Annotated in this window: 23 protein-coding genes and 2 pseudogenes; all 25 read left to right on the top strand. The window is 71.6% G+C overall.

The window, feature by feature from the left end; translation table 11 throughout:
• Nucleotides 1-681: pseudogene (locus E7Z54_RS09905) on the top strand (DNA repair protein RecN); the annotation flags it as partial.
• 26 nt (nt 682-707) lie between these two features.
• Entirely contained in the window at nt 708-2435 is a 1728-nt protein-coding gene (locus E7Z54_RS09900; RefSeq protein ID WP_136433268.1) for a CTP synthase, read from the top strand.
• A complete protein-coding gene (locus E7Z54_RS09895; RefSeq protein WP_136433266.1) occupies nt 2432-3040 on the top strand; it encodes an NUDIX domain-containing protein in 609 nt (202 codons plus the stop codon). The genes E7Z54_RS09900 and E7Z54_RS09895 overlap by 4 nt, the downstream gene beginning before the upstream one ends.
• A gap of 10 nt (nt 3041-3050) precedes the next feature.
• Nucleotides 3051-4166, top strand: a complete 1116-nt coding sequence (gene ald, locus E7Z54_RS09890) for an alanine dehydrogenase (protein WP_136433264.1) — start codon at nt 3051-3053, stop codon at nt 4164-4166.
• Between the two features lie 8 nt (nt 4167-4174).
• Nucleotides 4175-5113 carry a site-specific tyrosine recombinase XerD gene (xerD, locus tag E7Z54_RS09885; RefSeq protein WP_136433262.1) on the top strand — a complete coding sequence of 313 codons (939 nt, stop codon included), beginning with the start codon at nt 4175-4177 and terminating at the stop codon, nt 5111-5113.
• Entirely contained in the window at nt 5106-7685 is a 2580-nt protein-coding gene (locus tag E7Z54_RS09880; protein WP_136433261.1) for a DEAD/DEAH box helicase, read from the top strand. Before xerD ends, E7Z54_RS09880 begins: the two co-directional genes overlap by 8 nt.
• Nucleotides 7639-8073 (top strand): hypothetical protein, encoded by a 435-nt coding sequence (locus E7Z54_RS09875; protein WP_240769605.1) that lies wholly within the window; start codon nt 7639-7641, stop codon nt 8071-8073. Before E7Z54_RS09880 ends, E7Z54_RS09875 begins: the two co-directional genes overlap by 47 nt.
• A gap of 81 nt (nt 8074-8154) precedes the next feature.
• Nucleotides 8155-8610 (top strand): annotated as a pseudogene (locus tag E7Z54_RS24260) (DUF6766 family protein); the annotation flags it as partial.
• 474 nt (nt 8611-9084) lie between these two features.
• On the top strand, nt 9085-9981 hold the full coding sequence (locus E7Z54_RS09865; protein WP_240769606.1) for a ParA family protein: 897 nt from the start codon (nt 9085-9087) through the stop codon (nt 9979-9981).
• Nucleotides 9966-10325 carry a hypothetical protein gene (locus E7Z54_RS23745; protein WP_206056115.1) on the top strand — a complete coding sequence of 120 codons (360 nt, stop codon included), beginning with the start codon at nt 9966-9968 and terminating at the stop codon, nt 10323-10325. The genes E7Z54_RS09865 and E7Z54_RS23745 overlap by 16 nt, the downstream gene beginning before the upstream one ends.
• A 7-nt stretch (nt 10326-10332) precedes the next feature.
• A complete protein-coding gene (locus E7Z54_RS09855; protein WP_206056114.1) occupies nt 10333-11184 on the top strand; it encodes a segregation and condensation protein A in 852 nt (283 codons plus the stop codon).
• Nucleotides 11177-11818 carry an SMC-Scp complex subunit ScpB gene (gene scpB / locus E7Z54_RS09850; protein ID WP_136433256.1) on the top strand — a complete coding sequence of 214 codons (642 nt, stop codon included), beginning with the start codon at nt 11177-11179 and terminating at the stop codon, nt 11816-11818. Before E7Z54_RS09855 ends, scpB begins: the two co-directional genes overlap by 8 nt.
• Nucleotides 11815-12585 carry a pseudouridine synthase gene (locus E7Z54_RS09845; RefSeq protein WP_136433254.1) on the top strand — a complete coding sequence of 257 codons (771 nt, stop codon included), beginning with the start codon at nt 11815-11817 and terminating at the stop codon, nt 12583-12585. The genes scpB and E7Z54_RS09845 overlap by 4 nt, the downstream gene beginning before the upstream one ends.
• A gap of 18 nt (nt 12586-12603) precedes the next feature.
• Nucleotides 12604-13428 (top strand): helix-turn-helix domain-containing protein, encoded by an 825-nt coding sequence (locus E7Z54_RS09840; protein WP_136433252.1) that lies wholly within the window; start codon nt 12604-12606, stop codon nt 13426-13428.
• The gene (locus tag E7Z54_RS09835) at nt 13425-13832 is read left to right on the top strand and encodes a VOC family protein (RefSeq protein ID WP_136433250.1); all 408 of its coding nucleotides are present in this window, start codon (nt 13425-13427) and stop codon (nt 13830-13832) included. Before E7Z54_RS09840 ends, E7Z54_RS09835 begins: the two co-directional genes overlap by 4 nt.
• Nucleotides 13833-13857: 25 nt before the next feature.
• Nucleotides 13858-14853 carry a prephenate dehydrogenase gene (locus E7Z54_RS09830; protein ID WP_240769604.1) on the top strand — a complete coding sequence of 332 codons (996 nt, stop codon included), beginning with the start codon at nt 13858-13860 and terminating at the stop codon, nt 14851-14853.
• A gap of 10 nt (nt 14854-14863) precedes the next feature.
• Nucleotides 14864-15541, top strand: a complete 678-nt coding sequence (gene cmk / locus E7Z54_RS09825; protein WP_136433248.1) for a (d)CMP kinase — start codon at nt 14864-14866, stop codon at nt 15539-15541.
• The gene (locus E7Z54_RS09820; protein WP_136433247.1) at nt 15538-16266 is read left to right on the top strand and encodes a lysophospholipid acyltransferase family protein; all 729 of its coding nucleotides are present in this window, start codon (nt 15538-15540) and stop codon (nt 16264-16266) included. The genes cmk and E7Z54_RS09820 overlap by 4 nt, the downstream gene beginning before the upstream one ends.
• Nucleotides 16263-17609, top strand: a complete 1347-nt coding sequence (gene der / locus E7Z54_RS09815; RefSeq protein WP_136433245.1) for a ribosome biogenesis GTPase Der — start codon at nt 16263-16265, stop codon at nt 17607-17609. The genes E7Z54_RS09820 and der overlap by 4 nt, the downstream gene beginning before the upstream one ends.
• Before the next feature lie 49 nt (nt 17610-17658).
• Entirely contained in the window at nt 17659-18681 is a 1023-nt protein-coding gene (locus E7Z54_RS09810; RefSeq protein ID WP_136433243.1) for a hypothetical protein, read from the top strand.
• 26 nt (nt 18682-18707) lie between these two features.
• Nucleotides 18708-19055 (top strand): hypothetical protein, encoded by a 348-nt coding sequence (locus E7Z54_RS09805; protein ID WP_136433241.1) that lies wholly within the window; start codon nt 18708-18710, stop codon nt 19053-19055.
• Nucleotides 19048-20130 carry a hypothetical protein gene (locus E7Z54_RS09800; RefSeq protein WP_136433239.1) on the top strand — a complete coding sequence of 361 codons (1083 nt, stop codon included), beginning with the start codon at nt 19048-19050 and terminating at the stop codon, nt 20128-20130. The genes E7Z54_RS09805 and E7Z54_RS09800 overlap by 8 nt, the downstream gene beginning before the upstream one ends.
• A gap of 7 nt (nt 20131-20137) precedes the next feature.
• Nucleotides 20138-20638, top strand: coding sequence for a hypothetical protein (locus E7Z54_RS09795; RefSeq protein WP_136433237.1), 501 nt, complete (start codon nt 20138-20140; stop codon nt 20636-20638).
• Between the two features lie 53 nt (nt 20639-20691).
• A complete protein-coding gene (locus tag E7Z54_RS09790) occupies nt 20692-21315 on the top strand; it encodes a hypothetical protein (RefSeq protein ID WP_136433235.1) in 624 nt (207 codons plus the stop codon).
• 5 nt (nt 21316-21320) lie between these two features.
• Nucleotides 21321-22665, top strand: a 1345-nt coding sequence (locus E7Z54_RS09785) for a DNA polymerase Y family protein (RefSeq protein WP_136433233.1), incomplete at its 3' end; no start/stop codon positions are given.

The following is a 22665-nucleotide window of genomic DNA, read 5'->3' as shown; positions in this document are numbered from 1 at the left end:
GCCGAGCTCGCCGCGACCGGCGTGAAGCTGAGCGAGGCCCGGGCGAAGGCGGCGCGCAGGCTCGGGAAGGCCGTGACCGAGGAGCTGGCGCTGCTGGCGATGCCGCACGCCCGGCTGACGGTCGCGGTCACCCGCCGGGTCGTCGCCCCTCCCGTCGACGCGGCTCATCCGCCGGCCGACCTGCTGAAGGTCGATGACACCTGGGTCCGCTTCAGCCGCAGCGGCCTCGACGACGTCGAGCTCCTGCTCGCCGCCAACACCGGCTCGGAGCCGCGTCCACTCCACAAGGGCGCCTCGGGAGGTGAGCTCTCGCGGGTGATGCTGGCGGTCGAGGTCTGCCTCGCCGGGACCAGCCCGGTCCCCACGTTCGTGTTCGACGAGGTCGACTCGGGCGTCGGGGGAGCGGCCGCCGTGGAGATCGGCCGACGCCTCGCCAAGCTGGCGCAGAGCGCCCAGGTGCTCGTGGTGACCCACTTGCCCCAGGTCGCGGCCTTCGCCGACCGGCACGTCCTGGTGGAGAAGTCCAGCGACGGCAGCGTCACCAGCTCCGGACTGGTCACTCTCGACGACGGGGGTCGCGAGCGGGAGCTGTCCCGGATGCTCGCGGGGCTGGCGGAGTCCGACACCGCCCTCGCCCACGCACGAGAGCTCCGCGAGATGGCGCGCCGACGTGCAGGGTGACGCTCGACCACGTAGGATGGAATCCCGTGAACATCGCGCCCCATAGCGGTCCTCAGGCCAAGCACCTCTTCGTGACCGGTGGCGTCGCCTCCTCGCTCGGCAAGGGGCTCACGGCCTCCAGTCTCGGCCGGCTTCTCCGCTCGCGCGGCCTGCGCGTGACGATGCAGAAGCTCGACCCGTACCTCAACGTGGACCCCGGGACGATGAACCCGTTCCAGCACGGCGAGGTCTTCGTCACCAACGACGGCACCGAGACCGACCTCGACATCGGGCACTACGAGCGGTTCCTCGACACCGACCTCAACCAGATCGCCAACGTGACCACCGGTCAGGTGTACTCCTCGGTCATCGCCAAGGAGCGCAAGGGCGAGTACCTCGGCGACACGGTGCAGGTGATCCCCCACATCACCAACGAGATCAAGGAGCGGATCCTGGCCATGGGCCAGGGCACCGGTGATGACGCGGTGGACATCGTGATCACCGAGGTCGGTGGCACCGTCGGCGACATCGAGTCGCTGCCGTTCCTCGAGGCCGCGCGTCAGGTGCGCCACGACATCGGCCGCGACAACTGCTTCTTCCTCCACGTCTCGCTGGTGCCGTTCATCGGACCGTCCGGCGAGCTGAAGACCAAGCCGACCCAGCACTCCGTCGCCGCGCTGCGGCAGGTCGGCATCCAGCCCGACGCGATCGTGTGCCGCGCCGACCGCGAGCTGCCCGACAGCATCAAGCGCAAGATCTCGCTGATGTGCGACGTCGACCAGGAGGCCGTGGTCACCGCGGCCGACGCGCCGTCCATCTACGACATCCCGAAGGTGCTTCACCGCGAGGGTCTCGACGCCTACGTCGTGCGCCGCCTCAACCTGCCCTTCCGCGACGTCGACTGGACGATCTGGGACGACCTGCTCCGCCGGGTGCACCACCCCAAGGAGGACGTCACGGTCGCGCTCGTCGGCAAGTACGTCGACCTCCACGACGCCTACCTCTCCGTCGCCGAGGCGCTGCGAGCGGGAGGCTTCGCGCACGAGGCGAAAATCCACCTGCGGTGGGTGCCCTCCGACGAGTGCGAGACGCAGTCGGGTGCCGCGAAGCAGCTCTCCGACGTCGACGCGATCTGCGTCCCCGGTGGATTCGGCATCCGCGGCCTCGAGGGCAAGCTCGGTGCGCTCAGCTACGCCCGCTCGCACGGCATCCCGACGCTCGGCCTGTGCCTGGGCCTGCAGTGCATGGTGATCGAGTACGCCCGCACCGAGCTCGGACTCACCAAGGCCGGCTCGACCGAGTTCGACCCGGACACCCCGGAGCCGGTGATCGCGACGATGGAGGAGCAGAAGTCCATCGTCGACGGCGGTGGCGACCTGGGCGGCACCATGCGCCTGGGCCTCTACCCGGCGAGGCTCGCGAAGGGTTCCATCGCCCACGAGGTGTACGGCGCCGAGGTGATCGAGGAGCGTCACCGCCACCGCTACGAGGTCAACAACGCCTACCGCGACCAGCTCGAGGCCGCCGGCATCCTGTTCTCCGGCGTCAACACCGATCTCGACCTGGTCGAGTTCGTCGAGCTGCCCCGCGACGTGCACCCCTACTACATCGGCACCCAGGCACACCCCGAGCTGCGCTCGCGGCCGACCCGCCCGCACCCCCTGTTCGCGGGCCTGATCGGTGCCGCGATCGACCGCCAGCGCGAGCTCCGGTTCCCGATCGAGGTGCCGATCGACGAGTCGGTCACGCAGGTCGAGCAGGCCGACGCGGAGTGACGCTCGCCGATACCCCGGGCCACTGGCCGGTCGTCGAGTCGACCGACCTGCATCGCGACGCGTGGGTGGTGGCGCTGCGCCGCGACCGGATCCACCCGCCGGGTGAGCCGGAAGTGTCCTTCGGTCGCCTCGTCGTCGAGCACCCGGGCGCCGCGATGGCGCTCGCACTCGACGGCGACCCGGCCTCCCCGGAGGGCGAGCGGGTCTGCCTGATCCGGCAGTACCGCCATCCCGGCGGCGGCACCTTCGTCGAGCTCCCGGCGGGCATCTGCGACGTCGACGGTGAGGACCCGGTCGAGACCGCGCGTCGCGAGCTGGCCGAGGAGGCGGGGCTCGAGGCGGGCCACTGGGAGCACCTGATCAGCACCTACCCGACGGTCGGGATCAGCGGGGAGCGTCACCACTTCTACCTCGCCCGCGACCTCCGACCGGTCGACCGGCCCGCGGAGTTCGTGGTCGAGCACGAGGAGGCCCACATCGAGGTGGTGTGGGCGCCGTTCGACGACGTCGTGGAGGCGATCTTGGACGGCCGAATGCAGGAGGGGCCGCTCGCGATCGCGGTGCTCGCCTACGACGCTCGCCGTCGCCGTACCCCGCAGGCATAGGATCGGCTCCGTGCGTATCGGCGTCCCAGCGGAGATCAAGAATCACGAGTATCGCGTCGCTCTCACGCCGGTCGGCGTGCACGAGCTGGTCGCGCACGGCCACGAGGTCGTCGTCCAGGCCGGAGCGGGGGTGGGCTCCTCCATCCCGGACGAGGAGTACGTCGCCGCAGGTGCCACGATCCTCGCCGAGGCCGACGCGGTGTGGGCCGCGGCCGACCTGGTGGTCAAGGTCAAGGAGCCCGTCGCGGAGGAGTACCACCGGATGCGCGAGGGGCAGGTGCTGTTCACCTATCTCCATCTCGCCGCCGACAAGCGCCTGGCCGAGGAGCTGGTACGCCGCCGGGTGACCGCCATCGCCTACGAGACCGTGCAGCTCCCGTCGGGCGGGCTGCCCCTGCTGTACCCGATGTCGGAGGTGGCGGGGTGCCTGGCGCCCCAGGTCGGCGCGCACGAGCTGCTCAAGGCGCAGGGCGGCAGGGGGGTCCTGATGGGCGGCGTCGGCGGCGTCGCGAACGCCAAGGTCGTCGTGATCGGGGCGGGTGTCGCCGGGCAGAACGCCGCGAACATCGCCCTCGGCATGGGCGCCGACGTGACCCTGCTCGACACCGACCTCGACAAGCTCCGGATGTCCTTCTGGCGGTACAACAACCGGGTCCACGGCCTCGCCTCCTCGGCCCTCGCGATCCAGCAGCAGGTGATGGAGGCCGACCTGGTCATCGGCGCCGTGCTGATCCCCGGCGCAGCCGCGCCGAAGCTGGTCAGCAACGACCTCGTGGCGCGGATGAAGCCCGGATCGGTGCTCGTCGACATCGCGGTCGACCAGGGCGGCTGCTTCGAGGACACCCGGCCCACCACGCACGCGGACCCGACCTACACCGTCCACGGCTCGACCTTCTACTGCGTCGCGAACATGCCGGGCGCGGTGCCGAACACCTCGACCTATGCGCTGACGAACGCGACGTTGCCGTTCACGGTGGCCCTGGCCGACAAGGGCTGGCTGCAGGCCTGTCGCGACGATCGGGCGCTCGCCCTCGGGCTCAACACGCATGCCGGCCAGATCACGCACCTCGCCGTGGGAGCGGCCGTGGACATCCCTGCGGTGGACATCGAGACGGTGCTGGCCTGACTGTGCCGATGACCCCGCTCGAACGGGCGGTCCGCACCTACCTCGATCACCTCACCGTCGAGAAGGGCCTGGCCGCGAACAGCCTGAGCTCCTACCGGCGCGACCTGCGACGCTACCTGACCCATCTCGCCGGCCTGGGCGTCGAGCGTCCCGACCAGGTCACCGAGACTCATGTGACCGAGTTCCTGATGTGGCTGCGCGAGGGGGATGCCGATCATCAGCCGCTGAGCGCGTCGTCGGCGGCCCGCACGATCGTGGCCGTCCGGGGCTTCCACAAGTTCGCCGTCGCCGACGGGCTGGCGACCGTCGACCCCGCCTCCGGGGTCCGTCCGCCCACGCCGGCCAAGCGGCTCCCGAAGGCGCTGCCGCTCTCCGACATCGAGGCGATCCTCGACGCGGCCGGCGCCCCCGACACCCCACTCGCGCTGCGGGACCGGGCGCTGCTCGAGCTGCTCTACGGCACCGGCGCACGGATCTCCGAGGCGGTGGGTCTGGACGTCGACGACGTCGACGTGGAGGACCCGGAGGCCGGCGGCTCGGGCACCGTCCTGCTGCGGGGCAAGGGCGGCAAGGAACGCCTGGTCCCGGTCGGCTCCTATGCCCGGGAGGCGGTCTCGTCGTACCTCGTCCGTGGCCGACCGGCCCTGGTCTCGACCGATGCGCGCGCGCTCTTCCTGAACTCCCGCGGCGGTCGGCTGTCCCGGCAGTCGGCGTGGGCAGTGCTGGTCAAGGCGGCGGATCGCGCCGGTGTCACCAGGGACGTCTCACCTCACACCCTGCGCCACTCCTTCGCCACCCACCTCCTCGACGGCGGCGCCGACGTCCGAGTGGTGCAGGAGCTGCTCGGTCATGCCTCGGTCACCACGACGCAGATCTACACGCTCGTGACGGTGGAGAACCTGCGTGAGGTCTTCGCGACCGCGCACCCCCGGGCCCGCGATGCCTGAGGGCAGCGACGCCGGCGACATCGCCTACGACCGGATCCTCGGTCACGCCGAGGCGCAGGGGCTGACGCTGTACCCGCACCAGGAGGAGGCGATCCTCGCGCTCCTGGCAGGGGAGAACGTCGTGCTGGCCACGCCGACGGGCTCGGGCAAGTCGTTCGTGGCCGTGGCGGCCACCATGGCGGCGCTGGCCGAGGACCGGGTCACGTTCTACACCGCTCCGATCAAGGCGCTGGTCAGTGAGAAGTTCTTCGACCTGTGCGCGGTGTTCGGGGCCGACGACGTGGGGATGCTGACCGGTGACGTCGCCGTCAACGCCGATGCCCCGATCATCTGCTGCACCGCCGAAGTGCTCGCCAACATCGCGCTGCGTGAGGGCTCCCGCGCGGACGTCGGCATGGTGGTGATGGACGAGTTCCACTTCTACGGCGAGCCCGGCCGGGGCTGGGCCTGGCAGGTGCCCCTGATCGAGCTGCCGGACGCGCAGTTCCTGCTCATGTCCGCCACGCTGGGCGAGGTCAGCGACCTCGCCACGGACCTGGCCCGGCGGAACGGGCGGCAGACGGCGGTCGTGGCCGACGCCGAGCGCCCGGTGCCGCTGAGCTTCTCCTGGTCGGTCACCCCGCTCACGGAGACGCTCGAGGAGCTGGTCACCACCGGCCAGGGCCCGGTGTACGTCGTGCACTTCACCCAGGCCGCCGCGGTGGAGCACGCGGCGTCCCTCCTCAGCGGCCCGACCCGGCTCGACAAGGTCGTCCCGAAGGAGCGCAAGGAGCAGATCGCCGAGCGGATCGCGGGCGTCCGCTTCGCCGCCGGCTTCGGCAAGACCCTGAGCAAGCTGCTGCGGCAGGGGATCGGCGTCCACCACGCCGGTATGCTGCCGCGCTACCGCCGACTGGTCGAGCAGCTCGCCCAGGCCGGCCTGCTGACCGTGATCTGCGGCACCGACACGCTCGGGGTCGGGATCAACGTGCCGATCCGCACCGTGCTGTTCACCGGGCTCGCGAAGTTCGACGGCACCCGACAGCGGGTGCTCCGCAGCCGCGAGTTCCTCCAGATCGCCGGCCGGGCCGGCCGGGCGGGCTACGACACGGCCGGCTACGTCGTCGTCCAGGCGCCCGAGCACACCATCGAGAACGAGCGGGCCAAGGCGAAGTCGGAGGCGAAGAACGCCGCGATGAGCGCCGAGAAGCAGGCGAAGCGGAAGTCGAAGCCCCAGCTGAGGAAGCCGCCCGAGGGCACGGTGGTGTGGACCGAGCAGACCTTCACCAAGCTGGTGGAGGGGAGGCCCGAGCCGCTGAAGTCGCAGATGAAGGTCGACAACGCGATGCTCGTCAACGTGCTCTCCCGAGAGGAGGACGTGTTCCCGGTGATGCGACGGCTGCTGATGGACAACCACGAGGACCGGCGGACGCAGCTCAGGCTGGCGAAGCGCGCCGTGCGCCTGGCCCGCAGCCTCGTGGCATCCGGCGTGCTCACCCGTCTGGAGGAGGTGGACGAGCACGGTCGTCGCTACGTCCTCACCGAGGAGCTGCCGGTCGACTTCGCGCTCAACCAGCCGCTCTCCCACTTCGCGCTCGCGGTCCTCGACGTCCTCGACCCCGAGGCCGACACGTTCACCCTCGACGTGGTCTCCGTCGTCGAGGCCACGCTCGAGGCGCCTCGGCCGGTGCTGCTCGCCCAGCGGCACGCCGCCCGCGGCGAGGCGATCGCGGCGCTCAAGTCCGACGGTGTGGAGTACGACGAGCGGATGGCCCTGGTCGAGGACATCACCTGGCCCGAGCCGCTCGCGGAGCTGCTGGAGCCGCTGTTCGAGACCTACCGGGAGCGTCATCCGTGGCTGTCGCCGGACGCGCTGGCGCCGAAGTCGATCGTGCGGGAGATGTGGGAGCAGGGCATGGGCTTCGCCGATCTCGTCTCCCGCTACCAGGTCGCCCGGTCCGAGGGACTGGTCCTGCGGTACCTCACCGACGCCTACCGGGCCCTGCGGCAGACCGTGCCCGCCTCCCACCGCACCGAGGAGCTCGAGGTGCTGATCGAGTGGCTGGGGGAGACGGTACGCCAGGTGGACTCCTCGCTCCTCGACGAGTGGGAGGCGCTCAACGACCCCGCGCACGTGCCGGCGACGGTCGCCGAGCACGCGCCGCCGCCGCCTCCCCGGCCGCTCACCCAGCAGGGACGGGTGTTCGAGGTGATGGTGCGCAACGCCGTCTGGCGCCGCGTCGAGCTGGTGGCCCGCGACGACGTGGACGCGTTGGCGCTGCTGGAGGTCGCTGCCGCAGAGCTGACCGAGCCTCCCAGGGAGGCGGTCATGACCTCGGACCGTTGGGATCAGGCGCTCGATGGGTACTACAAGGAGCATGACCGCCTGCTCACCGACGCCGACGCGCGCGGCCCCGACCTGTTCAGCGTCGAGAAGGACCCGCCCGGGGGAGTGTGGCGAGTCACCCAGACGCTCCACGATCCCGCGGGCCACCACGACTGGGTCGTCGAGGCGGTGGTGGACCTGGGCGCATCGGACGAGGTCGGTGAGGCCGTCGTCCGGGTGGAGGCGATGCGTCGACTCGGCGACTAGCCGGCTCGCGATCGTCGTACTCCTCGGGCTCGGTCTGGCCGCCTGCGGGGGCGACCGGGACGGGACAGCCGAGGACGTCGCCACGTCCTTCTACGCGGCAATCGCCGGCGCCGACGGGGCTGCGGCCTGCCACCTGCTCGCCCCGGCGACCCGCGACGAGCTCCAGCAGACGACCGGCAAGACCTGCGCGGAGGCGATCCTCGAGGAGGAGGTCCCCGAGGTGACCCAGCCGATCGACGTGCAGGTCTACGGCACCGCGGGACAGGTGCGGTTCGGCACCGACACCGCGTTCCTCGCGAAGTTCCGCGACGGCTGGCGGGTCTCCGCGGTGGGCTGCACGCCGAGCGCGGGGGACCGGCCCTACGACTGCACGGTGGCGGGGGGCTGAGATGCGCTGGATGTTCGTGGCCTACGTGCTGGTGATCGTCGCGGGACTCGCGCTGATGCTCGCGGCGGGGATGTGGCACGCATGAGGTCCTTCCTGCGACACAACTCTCTGGGGCTGTTCTTCGGGGGTCTGTTCGTCGCCAGCGTGGTCGGACAGGCCTTCGCCGGTTGGCAGTCCTTCAACGACGAGCAGGTGGGCGAGAAGCTCGGCACCATCGGCTTGTGGGAGTACGTCACCTCGACGGACTTCGCGGTGGCGGTGTCGGAGAACTGGCAGAGCGAGTTCCTGCAGTTCCTCCTGTACTGCCTGGGCACCGTCTGGCTGCTCCAGCGCGGCTCGCCGGAGTCCAAGGAGCTCGACAAGGCGGGTCTCGAGTCCGACGAGGACCAGATGGTGGGTGACCACGCGAAGCCGGAGTCGCCGCGCTGGGCGCGCGTCGGCGGCTGGCGGACGTCGCTGTACTCGACGTCCCTCGCCCTCGTCGTCGGCCTGATCTTCGTCGGGTCGTGGCTTGCTCAGTCGGTCTCGGGGTGGGCCGCCCACAACGAGCACCGGCTCCAGCAGCTCCAGGACCCGATCGGCTGGGCCGGCTATCAGCCGACTTCTGGGAGCGGAGTCTGCAGAACTGGCAGTCGGAGTTCCTCGCCGTCGGTGCCTTCGCGGTGCTCGCGATCTATCTCCGCCAGCGTGGATCCCCGGAGAGCAAGCCGGTCGGCGCCGCTCACGACGCCACCGGCGTGGAGGGCTGAGCGAGGCCGCACCCGCGACTGCGGCGTGGCGTCGCAATGTCGCCGTGTCGACATTGTTGGATGGTCGTGTCCCGGGCCATGGGGAAGTGGCCCGCAGCTGGCAACGACACGAGGTGAGGGCACGATGGTCGGATTCTTTGGAGGTTCCAGTGCACCCGACATGCCGCCGCGGATGCCTGTCCCGGCTCCCGGCAACCACGTCCCGCTCGGCGCCGAGGAAGCAGAGACCCTGCAGTTCCCGGTCGAGCGGGAGCGGCCCCGGATGGAGGAGCAGGCCGTGGTGACCACAGGAGCCCCGGCGACCGTCGAGACGACCGGCGAGATCGGCCCCACCGGCCGGCCGATGCCGTTCCTGCCCGACCCGCGCCCGGTGACCGAGCACGGCAGCGCCCGGGTGATCTCGATGTGCAACCAGAAGGGTGGTGTCGGCAAGACCACCACCACGATCAACCTCGGCGCCGCCCTCGCCGAGTTCGGCCGCAAGGTGCTCCTGGTCGACTTCGACCCGCAGGGCTCGCTGTCGGTGGGGCTGGGGCTGAACCCCCATGAGATGGAGCGCACGGTCTACAACCTGCTGATGGACCGCGAGACGACGATCGACGACGTCGTCGTCGCCTCCGGTGTCCCCGGGATGGACCTGCTGCCCTCCAACATCGACCTGTCCGCCGCCGAGGTGCAGCTGGTGCACGAGGTGGCGCGCGAACAGACGCTGCAGCGCGTCCTCGCGCCGGCGATCGAGCGGTACGACGTCATCCTCATCGACTGTCAGCCGTCGCTCGGCCTGCTCACGGTGAACGCCCTGACCGCGTCCCACGGCGTGATCGTGCCGCTGGAGTGCGAGTACTTCGCGCTCCGCGGCGTCGCACTGCTCAAGTCGACCATCGACAAGGTCCAGGAGCGACTCAACCCGGGACTGGAGGTCGACGGCGTCCTCGGGACCATGTTCGACGGCCGCACGCTCCACGGGCGCGAGGTGCTGGACCGTCTGGTGCACGCGTGGGGCGACAAGGTGTTCCACACCGTCATCCGGCGCACCGTGAAGTTCTCCGACTCCACCGTGGCCGGCGAGCCGATCACCTCCTACGCCTCGGCCTCCAGCGGTGCGGAGGCCTATCGCCAGCTGGCGAAGGAGGTGGCCCTCCGGTGCCTCGACGCGTGACGCTGCCGGCCGCGGACGACCTGTTCCGTCCGACGGCCAAGGACGAGACCGCCACGACGGGCCGCGGCACCGGCTCGGTCCGCGCGGTCCCGGACGCCCCCGAGCCCCCCGAGGTCGCGCCGAAGCGCCCCAGCGGCCGGGTCCGCCATGACGAGAAGATCACCGTGTACGTCACCTCCGCCGAGCTGATCGAGCTCGAGCAGGCGCGGCTGCGGCTGCGCGGAGAGCACGGCCTGGTCGTGGACCGCGGTCGGGTCGTCCGTGAGGCGCTGCACCTGGTCCTGGCCGAGCTCGAGGCCGAGGGAGAGGGCTCCGCGCTGGTTCGACGGCTTCGTGAGTCATGATTCTGGGGTGACCACCGAGGAGGCCCCGAGTGCGAGGACGGGCTTCGAGGTCCGCCTGGACAACTTCGAGGGCCCCTTCGACCTGCTCCTCAACCTGATCTCCAAGCACAAGCTCGACGTCACCGAGATCGCGCTGTCCCAGGTCACCGACGAGTTCATCGCGCACGCCAAGGCGTTGACGGGCGGCGCGGCGGACCTCGAGGAGACCACCTCGTTCCTGCTCATCGCCTCCACCCTGCTCGACCTCAAGGCGGCGCGACTGCTGCCCCAGGGCGACGTGGAGGACGAGGAGGACCTGGCGCTGCTGGAGGCGCGCGACCTGCTGTTCGCCCGGCTGCTGCAGTACAAGGCGTACAAGCAGGTGGCCACCGTCCTCGAGCGGCGTCTCCAGGCGGAGTCACGACGGTATCCACGCGCCGTGGGCCTCGAGGACCGGTTCGCCGGACTGCTCCCGGAGGTGTTGATCGGGATCGGCCTGGAGCAGTTCGCAGCACTGGCCGCCAAGGCGATGCAGCCGAAGCCCGAGCTCGAGCTCAGTCTGCACCACATCCACGCCCCGACCGTCAGCGTCCGCGAGCAGGCTGGGATCGTGATGGACCGGCTCCGCCGCAGCGGCACGATGACGTTCCGGGCGCTCTGCGGGGACTCGCCCGACACGCTGACCACGGTGGCGCGGTTCCTGTCGCTGCTGGAGCTGTTCCGCGAGGGCGCCGTGGCCTTCGACCAGATGACGCCGCTCGGCGAGCTCAGCGTGCGGTGGACCGGTGAGGAGGGGGTCGACGTGGACGAGCTCATCACCGACGAGTTCGACGGGGCGCCCCCACCGCCCGAACCCGAGGAGAACGACAGCGATGACTGACCAGGTCGAAGAGGCCCTGCCCGTGCCCGTTGCGGCGCTGCGCCCTGCGCTCGAGGCCGTCCTGATGGTCGCCGACCAGCCGCTCGACGAGATCGCTCTCGCCACCGCCGTCGGCTACCCCGCTCCCGAGGTGTCCGAGGCGCTCGCCGGCCTCGCTCGGGAGTACGACGACCAGGGCCGGGGGTTCGAGCTGCGCAACGTCGCGGGTGGCTGGCGCTTCTACACCCGCGACGAGTTCGCGCCGGTCGTCGAGGCCTTCGTGCTGGAGGGCCAGCAGGCGCGCTTGACCCAGGCGGCGCTCGAGACCCTCGCCGTGGTCGCCTACCAGCAGCCGGTCTCGCGTGCCCGGGTCTCGGCCGTCCGCGGTGTGAACGTCGACGGCGTCATGCGGACGCTCATCAACCGGGGCCTGGTCGAGGAGGCCGGCCACGACGGTGAGCACGGTGCGACGCTCTACCGGACGACGTCGTACTTCCTCGAGCGGATCGGCGTGGTCTCCATCGACGAGCTGCCCGAGCTCGCCCCGCACCTGCCCGACCTCTCCGAGATGGAGGACGAGCTGGCGGAGGCGAGCGCAGCCACACCGCCGGTCACGGAGAACGCACCCGAGCCCGAACCCGAGCCCGAGCCGTGAGCCGCGAGATCGCGGTCGACGACGACGGCCTGGTCCGCCTGCAGAAGCTGCTGGCCCAGTCCGGAGTCGCCTCGCGCCGTCGCTGCGAGGAGCTGATGCTCGCAGGCGAGGTCGAGGTCGACGGCGAGGTCGTCACCCGGCTCGGCACCAAGGTCGATCCGCGGGTCGCGGTGATCAAGGTGTCCGGCAAGCGGCTGCCGCCGGTCTCCGAGCATGTGTACCTCGTGCTCAACAAGCCCCGCGGCGTGGTCTCCACGATGTCCGACCCGGAGGGCCGTCGGACCCTCTCGGACCTGGTGTCCGAGCAGAGCCTTCAGCGAGCGACTCTGCCCCGGTTGTTTCATGTCGGACGTCTCGACACCGACACGTCGGGACTGCTGCTGCTGACCAACGACGGCGACTTCGCGCACCGGATGGCGCACCCGTCGTTCGAGGTCGAGAAGACCTACGTCGCCGAGGTGGCCGGCCGGATGGCGAAGGGCACCGTCAGCGACCTGCTGGCCGGGGTGACGCTCGAGGACGGACCGGTGCAGGTCCGCCGCGCGCGGCTCCTCGACGCCACCGGTGACCGGTCGATCGTGGAGCTGGTGATCCACGAGGGACGCAACCGGATCGTTCGTCGTCTGCTCGACCAGGTCGGCCACCCGGTGCGGCAGCTGAGCCGGACGCGGTTCGGCCCCGTCGAGCTGGGCACCCTGAAGACCGGCCAGCTGCGAGAGCTGACCGACGACGAGCTCGGTGCGCTGCTGGAGCTCGTCGGGCTCTAGGCCTAGGTTGGTCGAGTGATGTCGGCTCCGCCGATCCCGGCAGCGCTCGGACGGTACGTCGTCGCGCGGATTCCGTACGACGTGGACTTCGGTGCGCCCGGTGTGCACCGCGGCCTCCCATCGACGACGCTGACCCTGGTGCTGCCGCTCGACGAGCCGCTGCGGGTGTCCTGGGCGGGCGCCCCCGGGTCCCTCCACGCGGGCTGGTCGTCACTCTCCGGGCTGCACACCGCGCCGGCCGCGATCCACCACGACGGCGGCCAGCGGGGCATCCAGCTGGCCCTCACTGTGCCAGGCGCACGGGCGCTCCTCGGGCGACCGGCTGCGGCACTCTCCGGGTCGTTGACAGACCTCGACGAGGCCGACGTCGTGCCGTCGGTGCTGCGAGCACTGCCCGAACAGCTGCACCAGACCGACGGGTGGGACGCGCGCATCGCCGTCGTCGACCGCACGCTCGCCTCCCTGGCGGCGCGCCACGGGGACGCTGCGCCGCGCGCCGAGGTGGGCCGCGCGCTGGGCCGGCTCACCCGAGGCGCACGAGTGGCCGACGTCGCGGACGAGGTCGGGTACAGCCGGCGCCGGCTCACCTCACTGGTCCGCGCCGAGTGCGGACTGGCCCCCAAGGACTGGCAGCGCATCGCCCGGTTCGAGGCGTCGCGCCGGCTGATGGTCGGTCGTCGCCCGCTGGCCGAGGTGGCGGCCCGGTGCGGTTACAGCGACCAGCCGCACCTGAGCCGGGAGTGGGTCGCACTCGCCGGCTGCACGCCGACGACCTGGCTGCGCGAGGAGTTCCCATTCGTTCAAGACGCCGACGCCGCCGACCCCGCATCCTCGACGGCATGACCGAGACAACGACGCAGAGGACCAGCGCAGCCGCCGTCCAGCTCTGGCAGTGCCTGGCGTTCCATGACGCAGACCGGATGATGGAGTGGCTCGGGGCGATCGGGTTCGTGGCGCACTCGACGTTCCGCGACGACGACGGCAACGTCGTCCACGCGGAGTGGCTGTGGCCGGAGGGCGGCGGGATCATGTTCGGCTCCGAGCGCGCGGACAGCCCGCTGCACGAGCCCGGCAAGGCCGGGACCTACCTGGTGACCGGGAATCCCGATCGAGTCTTCGAGGCGGCCGTGGCGGCCGGGGCCACGGTCCAGCGGCCGATGGTCGACCACGACTACGGCGGCCGCGGCGGAAGCGTGCTGGACCCCGAGGGCAACCACTGGTCGTTCGGGTCCTACCAGCCGGCCTGAGCGGGGCATCCCCTAACCTTGCCCCGTGTCTGTGCTCACCGGCCCCGTCGAGATCGTCGGCACCGGGCTGATCGGCACCTCCATCGCGCTCGCCTGCCGCCGCGCGGGCCTCGACGTGCTGCTCAGCGACACCGCCCCCGAGCACGTCCGCACGGCGTCGGGGCTCGGGACCACGATCCGAGCCGCGCTGGACGCCGCCGCCCCCGACACCGTCGTCACTGACGTCGGCAGCGTCAAGGCGGCCCCGCTGGACGCCGTCGCCGGCCACCCCGCCGCGAGCCGCTACGTCGGCAGCCACCCGATGGCCGGCACCGAGCACTCCGGCCCGCTGTCCGCCAACCCGTTCCTCTTCGACGGCCGACCGTGGGCCATCGCGGCCGGCCCCGGCGCCGCCCCGGCCGCGATCCGCGTGGTGCAGGCACTGGTCGAGCTCTGCGGTGCCCTCCCGGTGCGGCTCACCCCGGCCGAGCACGACAAGGCCGTGGCTCGCACCTCGCACGTCCCCCACCTGCTGGCGTCCCTGGTCGCCGGCACCCTCGCCGGCGCCGCGCCGGAGCATCTCGCCCTGTCCGGCACCGGCGTCCGCGACGTCACCCGGGTAGCCGGCGGGGACCCGCAGCTGTACAGCCAGATCATCGGCGGCAACGCGTCGGCCGTCGCCGCCCTCCTCGCGGAGGTCCGCGACCGCCTGGACCTGCTCCTGGAGGCGGTGGGCTCCGGCGACCGGGCCGGCCTGGAGTCCCTCCTCAGCCACGGGCTGGCCGGCACCCGAGCGATCCCAGGAAAGCACGGCGGACCGCCGCAGCCGATGGTGGAGCTCCACGTCGCGGTGCCGGACCACCCGGGCGAGCTGGCGCGGCTGTTCGCCGACGCCGGCGACAGCGGCGTCAACATCGAGGACGTCCGGATCGACCACGACCCCGGCCGCCCGGTCGGTCTCGTGGAGCTCGACGTCGCGGCCGAGCGTGCCGAGGAGCTGCGGGCCGCGCTCGAATCGAAGGGCTGGGTGACTCACCGGTAGTCTGCGGGCCGTGAACGCAGCACTTCCCGACTCCTCGTCCGTGGTCGTCGCCGTCGACGGCACCTCGGGATCCGGGAAGTCCAGCACCTGCCGCGCCGTCGCCGACCGGCTCGGCCTGCGGTACCTGGACACCGGCGCCCAGTACCGCGCGATGACCTGGTGGATGCTCCGCAACGGCGTCGACGTCCACGACCCGGCAGCGGTCGCGGCGCAGGCGGGCACCCCGGTCCTCCGGTCGGGCACCGACCCGCTGCACCCGACGATCACGGTCGACGGCAGCGACGTCGCCGTGGAGATCCGCAGCGACGAGGTCAACGGCGCAGTGTCGCCGGTGAGCACGGTGCCCGAGGTGCGCGAGCGCCTGGTCGCGCTCCAGCGGGAGATCATCGGCGACGGCGGGATCGTCGTCGAGGGCCGCGACATCGGCTCGGTCGTCTGGCCGCAGGCCGAGGTGAAGGTGTACCTGACTGCCGACCCGTCGGCCCGCGCCGCCCGACGCGCCCTGGAGAACGGGGGCACCGACGTCGACGCGACACAGGCCTCGCTGCTCGCTCGCGACAAGATCGACTCCGGTCGGGCCGTGGCACCGCTGACCATGGCCGAGGGAGCCGTCCACATCGACTCCACCGACCTCGCCCTCGAGGAGGTCGTGGACCTCGTCGTGGGTCTGGTGATGGAGCGCGCGTGAGCGACCCCCGCGGAGCCGCGCACCTCGCGCGCCCGCGCAGTGACGCGGTCCGCCAGCCCGCCCAGTGGCCGCTTCGCGCGGTACGCCCCCTCGGCCGCTGGCTGATCCGGAGGCGGTACGACGTCCGCCTGCACCACCTCGAGCGGTTCCCCGCGACGGGGCCGGTGGTCGTGACGGCCAACCACATCGGGATCATCGACGGTCCGCTGATGGCGCTCTTCGCGCCTCGACCGGTCCACGCGCTGACGAAGATCGAGATGTTCAAGGGTCCGCTCGGGTTGCTGCTACGACTGGGCGGCCAGGTGCCGGTCGACCGGTTCAACGCCGATCCGTTGGCGGTGCGGACAGCGCTCCGCGTCCTGCGCGAGGGTCATTCCGTCGGGGTCTTCCCTGAGGGCACCCGCGGTCCGGGCGACCTCGCGACCTTCCGCACCGGCGCGGCCTACCTCGCGCTGGTGACGGGCGCACCCGTCCTCCCGCTGACCTTCATCGGGACCCGTGAGCCCGGCGGCTCCAGCGGGTCGCTGCCGCCGCGCGGTGCCCGGTTCGACATCGTCGTGGGGGAGCCGGTGCCCGTCGATGCGGTGCCGTGGCCCCGGACGCGAGATCATGTTCGTCTGACCTCGGCCGCCCTGCGCGATCACATGCGCAGCCAGCTGGCCGACGCCCTGGACGAGACGGGGCGGAGCCTGCCCGGCCCGCTCCCAGTAGGAGACACCGAATGAGTGAAGACGCCGTAATGCCCATGACCGGGAGCACCCCGGTGCTGGCGGTGGTCGGCCGTCCGAACGTGGGCAAGTCGACCCTCGTCAACCGGATCCTCGGCCGCCGCGAGGCCGTGGTGCAGGACATCCCGGGGGTGACCCGGGACCGGGTGTCCTACGACGCCGAGTGGAACGGCCGTGCCTTCACGGTGGTCGACACCGGCGGCTGGGACCCTGACGCCCGCGGCATGGCGGAGCGGATCAAGGGCCAGGCCGAGATCGCGGTCTCCCTCGCTGACGCGGTGCTCTTCGTGGTCGACGCGACGGTCGGCATCACCGACGCCGACGAGGCGGTGGTGCGGGTGCTCCGCAAGTCCGGCAAGCCGGTGCTGCTCACCGCCAACAAGGTCGACGACGAGCGCACCGAGGCGGAGGCGTACGCGCTGTGGAACCTGGGTCTCGGAGAGCCGCTGCCTGTCTCCGCGCTGCACGGTCGCGGCTCGGGTGACCTGCTGGACGCCGTGCTCAAGGTGCTGCCGGAGGCGCCGGCGGACGCCGACGAGGAGGTCGGAGGCCCGCGACGGATCGCCATCGTCGGCCGCCCCAACGTCGGCAAGTCCTCGTTGCTCAACAAGCTGGCGGGGGAGGAGCGGTCGGTCGTCGACAACGTCGCCGGCACCACCGTGGACCCCGTCGACGAGATCGTCGAGCTCGGCGGCAGGTCCTGGCGCTTCATCGACACCGCCGGGATCCGCAAGCGGGTGAAGGAGGCCTCCGGCCACGAGTACTACGCGTGGCTGCGCACCTCGACCGCCATCGAGCGGGCGGAGGTCTGCGTGCTGGTCCTCGACGGCAGCCAGTCCATCGCCGAGCAGGACATCCGGATCCTGCAGGAGATCCGCGAGGCCGGCCGGGCGCTGGTGATCGCCTTCAACAAGTGGGACCTCGTCGACGGCGAGCGCCGCTTCTACCTCGACCGCGAGATCGAGCGTGACCTGGTGCAGGTGCAGTGGGCGCCGCGGATCAACATCACCGCGAAGACCGGCTGGCACATCGACCGCCTGGTGCCGGCGCTGGAGCGGGCCATCGAGGGCTGGGAGACGCGAGTCTCCACCGGCGCGCTGAACGCGTTCCTCGGACGGCTCGTCGCCGAGCACCCGCACCCCGTGCGCGGGGGCAAGCAGCCCCGGATCCTGTTCGGCACGCAGGTCCAGGTGGCGCACCCGACGTTCAAGCTGTTCACCTCCGGCAAGCTCGACGCCGGTTACGAGCGCTACATCGAGCGTCGCCTGCGCGAGGAGTTCGGGTTCGTCGGCACGCCGATCGAGATCAAGGTGCAGCCGCGGGAGAAGCGCAAGCGCTGACCCGGAAGTTGCATGGTTTGGCTCGCGCGTCGCGTGGAAGGGTCATCCCATGCCTTCTCGGGAACAGCTCCGGGTCCTGATGCGCGCTCGGACGCTGGTTGCTTCAGCGGTTCTCCTGGTCGGCGTCGCAGGATGCGGCGACGCGTCCCCATCGGACGGCGCGCCGGGCGCCGACCCGGTGGTTCCCGCCGCCGGCACTGTCGACCTCGACGGCACCGAGACCGAGGTGGTCCTGCCGAGCGGTCAGCTCACCTTCACGGTGACCGAGCCCCGCGAGTCGGTCCCGGCCGAGGACGCCGAGGACGACGCCGACCACGACGCCCCTGAGGGCTCCGCCTACATCGGGCTGGGCTGGCAGCACACCGGGCCGGCGCCCGCCTTCGGCCCGGTGCTGCACGGCACCACTCCGCAGTCGGCCGAGGTGCGGCTCCGAGCCGGCGAGGAGGGGCGAGACGTCTTCACCGTCGACACCCAGTCGACGTCGGGCGAGAGCGCCTGGGTGCTCGTGCCCGTCGGCGACCAGTCGGCCGTGCTGGAGATCGAGTACGACGGCCTGGTGCAGGAGCTCGACCTCGCGACCGGCGAGGTCGACGCGGGTGTCGCGCAGGGCCTGTACGACGTCAGGACCGCGACCGTCGACTGCCCGGACCAGCGGGGCGAGCCGGGGGCCGCGCTGAGCTACACGATCGCCTGTCGGACGAGCCCGGCCACGGTGACGCCGTACGTCGCCGACCTGGGTTGGTCCGCGGAGGGGGCGAGCTGGCTCGTCTTCGACCTGACGCTCCAGCCCTCCACGTTCCTCTGGAAGGACGGCGGCACCCGCACCAGCTTCAGCGTCGAGGAGCACAGGGGCAGCGTGGCCGGCGACGGGGCGGTCGTCCTGCTCGAGGAGAGGCTGGCCTCGGCCGGGTACTCCGGCACCCTCGCCGTGCCAGCGACCGGCAGCGGCCCGACGAAGGTCGGGATCACCCATAACTACTCCCTCGCCCGACGCGGGAGCGGCGGGACCGCTCCCGCGACCGAGGACGTGACCTTCGACGCCACCGTGACGGTGGCGTCCAGCAACGGCTGACCCACCGACGCAACCGAGGAGATCGCATGCCCACCCCTGAAGAGCTCGCCGTCGACCTCCACGACCTCTGGTTCGCGGAGAAGGCCCTGGACGAGATGGCCGGCGCCCAGACGAGTGCCGCGGCCGCGCTGTCGGGTGCCAGCCCGAAGGCCGCACTCGAGCGGCCATCGGGTATCGGCGTCGGCGGAGCGCACGGCATCTACGACACCTGGGCCTCCGTGCGCGACCAGGTCGCGTCGGTGCTGACGACGAACGGCACCAACCTCGCCGACTCAGCGGCCGCGATGCGGCTGTGCATCGTCGACTTCACCGACACCGAGTCGGATGTGAGGCGCGAGCTCGAGAGGCGGAAGCAGGAGATCCCCTATGAGTGACGACTACACCAAGGTTCGGGAGCAGGCCGAGTCCCTGAGGAAGAAGTTCGTCGACCTCGAGGTGCAGTACCAGGCCTACCAGGCCTACAACAACGGCGACTACGACCAGTACGAGTGGACCGACGAGGAGAAGGCCCGGCAGTACGCCGACTACGACTCGCGCTTCCGGGGTGAGATCGAGACCTGGTTCGCCGACATGACCGGGATGTTCGACGAGCTCGCGGACCTGCCCGACCCGGACGCACTGCGCGCGGCCGCGACGGAGCTCGAGCCGGTGCTGGCCCTGCTCTCGGGGGAGAACGGCCACATCGACCTGGCGGACGGCAAGGAGTACCCGCCGCACGCGGCCTACGACCGGCTGCCCGACATGGTCACCTACCTCGTCGACTGGAACGGCATCGCCGCGGACGCCTTCAAGTCCAACTACATCCCGCCGCTGAGTCGCGTGTTCCACCACGAGTTCCGTGCCGTGGCGAGCCTCCGGTCGTCCCTCCTGGCGTCGGCGGAGATGTGGAGGAGGGCGAGGCAGGACGTCAGCAACCTCATCGACGAGGCGAGCTCCGCCCTCGACGACTACGACAGCGGCAAGGACGCCGCCGACGCCGTACTGGTGCTGAGCATCATCGGCGCGATCGTCGCCGTGGCTGCGGTGCCCGCGACCGGCGGAACGTCCGCGGCGCTCTACTGGGCGATGGCGGGCTCCGCGCTCTCCGTCACCGGCGCGATCGTCGGCTACCCCGACGAGCCGAAGAAGGAGCTCGACATCAAGGGCGAGAGCCCCGCGGAGATCTACCAGTCGATGCGTGAGGCGATCGTGGACATGAAGGTCCAGTGGATCCACGACGAGGTCTTCATCCGGGACCAGCTGCTCCACATGTCCGACGCGATCAACGGCTACGTCCTGCCTGAGGGCTCCGAGGACGGCCCGCGGCCGCGCACGTACCCCGAGGTCCAGTACCCGACGGACCACACCTACAGCGAGGAGACGGCACGGCAGTTCGTGCTGCCGCGGCCGGCACTGGCGGACAGCACGCCCGGCAATGTCCGGCGCAACTTCGGTGAGCCGGAGGTCTAGGAGCGACGTGAAGACGATGCAGGAGCACCTCGACACCATGGTGGTCGAGGCGGCGACGCCGGACGAGACCACCTTCGGCCGGATCACGGGGCGCCGGCAAGTGGACGTCTGGTTCGCCCCGGGGTACTACGGCCACTCGACCGACGACCGGATCGAGGCGAAGCTGGCGACGCTGGCCAGGCTGCTGTGGGTGGCCCGCACCAAGGAGTACTACCGCTACAAGAGCGAGCTGCTCGGCCGGGTCGTGCGGGGCGAAGGGGCGCCGCAGACCCTCGGCCAGGAGGCGCGGCGCGCGGCCCGCAACAACATCCTCGCGGTGGGGGAGTCCGGCGACGGGCTGGTGCGGATCGAGTCGATCGGACTGTTCCAGTGGGCGGTCACGCTCGCTCCGGGTAGCGTGCCGGCCGTGCCGGAGTCGACGCTCGCCGCGAGGGTCGGGATGGCAGCGTCCCGGCTGATCGAGATGCACGAGAACAAGCTGGCCGCGGTCTGGGCCCAGAAGTACTGAGGCGCCGAGCCCTCCCAGTTGATTTGTTCGAACAAGTGTTCGATCATGTCTGAGTGAGCCACGCCGTCGTCGTCGACCCCGCCACCGCGGGGCGGAACGACACGCACGCCGTGATCGACCAGCTGCGCGGCCGGATCCACGCGCTGCAGGGCGGGCCGACCCGGCTCAGCGTGCCCACCCTGCCGATGTTCGACGGCCTGGTGCAGCTGCGCACGGGCGGCAGCTACGCCGTCGACTCCGCCTCGCTGGCCATGGCGCTGGCTGCCGGCGCCTCGCAGGCCGGGGAGTGGGTCGGCTTCGCGGGATGGACCGACTTCGGTGCCCAGGCGGCCCATCAGCTCGGGATCGAGCTGACCCGCACCGTGCTGGTGCCGGCGCCCGGCGAGCACTGGCTCGAGGTCACCGCCGCGCTGGTCGACGTGCTCAAGGTGGTCGTGCTGCGCCCGCCCACGGTCGTCGACGCGAAGTCCGCCTCCATTCTCGACGCCCGGCTCCGCGCCCGCTCCGCGGTGCTGGTGGTGCACGGCGACTGGCCACGCTGCGAGGCGCGGCTGTCGGCCGAGCAGACCACCTGGCGAGGCATCGGCCATGGCCGTGGCCGACTGCGCGAGCGGCGGGTGCAGGTCGCGGTACGACGAGGGGCCGGCGTGCTCCGTCGTGAGCTGGCGCTGGGGTAGCGGCCATGCGCACGCTGGTCGTCTGGTGCCCCGACTGGTCGGTGACCGCGGCGGTCATGGAGCTGGCCGACTCCGCCGACTCCTCGGGGATCGAGCCGGGGATCGAGCCGGTGAGCGCGGCGGCACCTGCCGTCGTACTCGCGAACAACCGGGTGGTGGTCTGCAACGCCGCTGCCCGCGAGGAGGGCGTGCGGCGTGGCCAGCGGCGCCGCGATGCCCAGGCGCGGTGTCCCGAGCTGGTGCTGCTGACGGCCAACCCCGACCGCGACGCACGGTGGTTCGAGCCGGTGCTGGCGGCGGTCGAGGAGATCCGTCCGGGGGTGGCGCCGCTCCGGCCCGGTCTCCTGGCGGTGCCGGCACCGGGGCGCTACTTCGCGCGGGGCGGTGTCGACGGCGAGGAGGCGGCGGCGGCGCTGCTGGCCGAGCACCTCGTGGCGGCGGGCGTGTGGGACTGCCGGTTCGGCGTGGCCGACGACCTCTACACCGCAGAGCGGGCTGCCCGGTTGGCGGCCCCGCAGGGGTGCGTGGTGGTGTCGTCCGGTGGGTCTGCGGAGTTCCTGCGCGAGCTGCCCGTGACGGTGCTCGCCGATGACGGCGAGGAGGGCGCCGAGCTCGCCGACCTGCTGCGTCGTCTCGGCCTGGTGCGGCTGGGGGAGTTCGCGGCGCTCTCCGCCGGCGAGGTGAGCAACCGGTTCGGTGCCTACGGTGTCGACGTGTGGCGCCGGGCGCAGGGCGCGGAGGCGGCCCCGCTGGCCTCGCGGACACCGCCGCCGGAGCTGGCGTGCGAGATCTCGTTCGAGCCGCCACTGGACTCGGCGGAGGCGGTGACGTTCAGTGTGCGCACGACGACCGAGCGGTTCGTCGCCGGACTGGCCGACCGGCAGCTGGTGGCGACGTCGGTGCGGATCGAGGCGGAGTTCGAGGGCGCCGCCGGTCTGGGCGTCTCGGCGCGCACCTGGATGCATCCGCGGTGCTTCACCTCCCGCGACCTCGTCGACCGGGTGCACTGGCAGCTCCAGGCCGGGATGGCCTCGTCCGGGCTGCGCAGCCGCAAGACGTTCGGCGCGACGATCAGCGCGCCGGTCGAGCGGGTCCGGCTCATCCCCGAGATCGTCGAGCCGGCGGGGGACCATGCCGACGGACTGTGGGGCGGCGGCGCCGACGACCAGGTGGTGCGCGGGGTCGCACGAGTGCAGGCCATGGTCGGGTACGACGCCGTGCGGGTCCCCGTGCTCCAGGGCGGTCGCGGGGCGGCCGACCGCCAGATGCTCGTGCCCTGGGGCGAGCGGGCGGTGGGCCTGCGGCCCGTCGACCGGCCGTGGCCGGGTCAGATCCCCGGACCCGCGCCGG

The organism is Nocardioides sp. (genome assembly GCF_004803405.1).
In the GTDB taxonomy this organism is placed as follows: Bacteria; Actinomycetota; Actinomycetes; order Propionibacteriales; family Nocardioidaceae; genus Nocardioides; species Nocardioides vastitatis.
This window is presented reverse-complemented; position numbering and strand designations above follow the sequence as displayed.